The sequence below is a fragment of the Sphingomonas sp. genome (assembly GCF_048594985.1).
GTDB lineage: Bacteria > Pseudomonadota > Alphaproteobacteria > Sphingomonadales > Sphingomonadaceae > Sphingomonas_I.
Map to the genome: position 1 here is coordinate 1 of NZ_JBMDXG010000044.1, position 2,321 is coordinate 2,321.

Consider the following 2,321-nt stretch of genomic DNA (forward strand, 5'->3'; position numbering starts at 1 on the left):
CCGATGGCGGCACCATCATCGAGCAGCGCGACGCGAGCGGCCGGATCATCCGCCGCGTCGAGATCGCGCCCAACGGCACCGAGGCGGTGATCATCGACCGCACGCGCATGCGCAATCCCGCCACGACCGAGGCGCCGCCGCGCATCTATGACCCGCGCGAGGTTCCCCCGCCGCCCGGCGCCGATCTCGACGGCGGACGCGCCAGCGAAGCAGAGATCGAGCGCGCGCTTCGCGGCGCGCAGCGCGGCGGGCCCGGCGGCTATTCGCTGAACGAGATCCGCCGCTCGGACCGTCTGCGCCAGCGGGTTGCCGCGGTCGATCTCGACACGATCACCTTCCCGAGCGGCTCGGCCCGCGTGCCGGAGGATCAGGTGTGGAAGCTGGAGCGGATCGGCCGCGCGGTTCGGCGGATCGTCGAGCGCTGGCCCGACCAGGTCTTCCTCATCGAAGGCCATACGGACGCGGTCGGGACGCGGCTGGCCAATCAGGAGCTTTCGGCACGCCGCGCAGCGTCGGTGGCGAGCATTCTGGTGCGCTATTTCGGGGTGCCGCCACGCAACCTTGTCACGGAAGGCTATGGCGAGGACTATCTCAAGATCCCGACCGACGGGCCCTCGCGCGAAAACAGACGCGTCACCATCCGCAACATCACGCCGCTGCTCGGCCGATAGCGCCGAATGATCGGCGCGGCCTCAGGGCTGCGCCGGCGCCGGCGCAGCCGTTGGCGGCGTCTCGGCGGATGCTGGCAGGGTTGGGCGCGCGGGCAGCCCCGCCACCACGCGTTCGCTCACCAGGGCGTAGAATGGATTCCAGGAGATGCGCAGCAGCCAGTCGAGGCTGACGATGAGCGCGTTCCGCTCGCCATGCGCCGCGATCGTGCCGAGATGGATGCCGAAGGCATCCGCCGGATCGGGCCGGTCGCCATAGAGCCCATCCTCCGGTGGGAACGGCAGCGCGACATGCGACAGCGAGTAGACGTCCGGCGACCACCGGGCGCCGATCGGCGTCACCATCTCGTCCGTCGACCCGGCCTCCGTGGTCCTTGCCACCGCCTCGTCGGTCGAGGGATCGCGGTTGGCGACAACCGTCAATCGATAGCGGCGCGGCGCCGGCGGGATCAGCCGCTCCAGCCGCGTCTCGCTCTGCGCGCGGAAGAGAAGGCCGAGTTCGGTATGGCGGTTGATGTCGAAGAGGACCAGTTCGCTGCCGTTCTCGGGCAGTTGCCCGAACAATGCGTCGACAACGGCGTGGGCGCTGACCGTCGCATCGAGCACCGACTGGAAGGCGAGCACCGGGGCGAGCGGCCCGAGCTTCCCCTCGCGCGCGAGCCGCGTCAGACGATCTTGTACCTGCATCGTCAGCGCATAGGACTGGCGCGCCGCGTTGACCGGGAAGGAATTGTACTTGAACGGGTTGAACTCGGGCAGGATGTCGAGCCAGGCCGCCTTGGCGAAGGCCGGTAGCAGCGCCGGCAACCCGGCGATCCCCGAGAAGCGGGCGAAGGGCGTGACACCGATCATCGGTGACAAGAGGACGATACGCGCTGGCCTTGCGAGCGTCGGCTGCTCGATCGCATTGAGCGCGTAGAGCATCGCCAGCGCGCCGCCATTGGAATAGCCGACGAGATGGATCGGCTTGTCGCCGACCTTTGCCTGCGCCTCGCGCACCGCTAGGCGGACGGCCGCCATCCACTCCTGCCAGGTTGCGGTGGTCAGCCCGGCCGGAACCGTGCCGTGGCCCGGCAGGCGGATGCCGATCGCGACGAAGCCGTTGTCGCGATAGAGCGCGGCGAGGTGGCGGAGGCTGTAGGGCGAATCGGTGAGCCCGTGCAGGAAGACGGCGGCGCCGGTCGGTTCGCCATCCGGCATGAGCTCGAAGGAGCGGTTCCAGTCGACTGCGAAACTCTCCGGGTTGACCGGGCTGCCGGCGAAATAGCGGTTGAAAGGAACGCGCTCGGCCGGTTCGAGCCGGTCCGTCACCGCGCTCTTCACCTCGGCAAACAGCGCGTTTTCGGCCGCGAGATAATCGGCATAGGTGCCGCCATCCATGGCCGCGACGGTGAGTTCCTTCGGCACATGGGTGTGCCAGAGCTCCAGCGGCGGCCCCTGCTCGACCATGTAGATGCGCACGCCGAGGATGGTGACGACGACGAGAAGCGCGGCAACGACCGCCCGGCGCAGGAGGCGCGTGAACCAGCTTCGAAACATGATGATGGGCCCCCGGCCGTGCTGCGGATCCTGCCGGTCATTCTAGCTCGAATGGCAGGATCACGGCACGTCGGCGATCGCGCAGCTGGAGGAAGATCCGCCGGGCGCGATCGC

At 68.9% G+C, this 2,321-nt stretch carries 2 protein-coding genes; one reads left to right on the forward strand and one right to left on the reverse strand.

The window, feature by feature from the left end:
• On the forward strand, positions 1-671 hold a 671-nt coding region (locus ACOJSF_RS01815), incomplete at its 5' end, for an OmpA family protein (RefSeq protein ID WP_420140531.1).
• A 21-nt stretch (positions 672-692) separates the two neighbouring features.
• Here ACOJSF_RS01815 and ACOJSF_RS01820 read toward each other — a convergent pair.
• Entirely contained in the window at positions 693-2,207 is a 1,515-nt protein-coding gene (locus ACOJSF_RS01820) for an alpha/beta hydrolase (protein ID WP_420140532.1), read from the reverse strand.
• Between the last annotated feature and the right edge of the window lie 114 nt (positions 2,208-2,321).

What these genes read in the sequence shown, in the direction of transcription:
- ACOJSF_RS01820 (WP_420140532.1), bottom strand. Translation starts at nt 2,207, where the DNA reads ATGTTTCGAAGCTGGTTCACGCGCCTCCTGCGCCGGGCGGTCGTTGCC.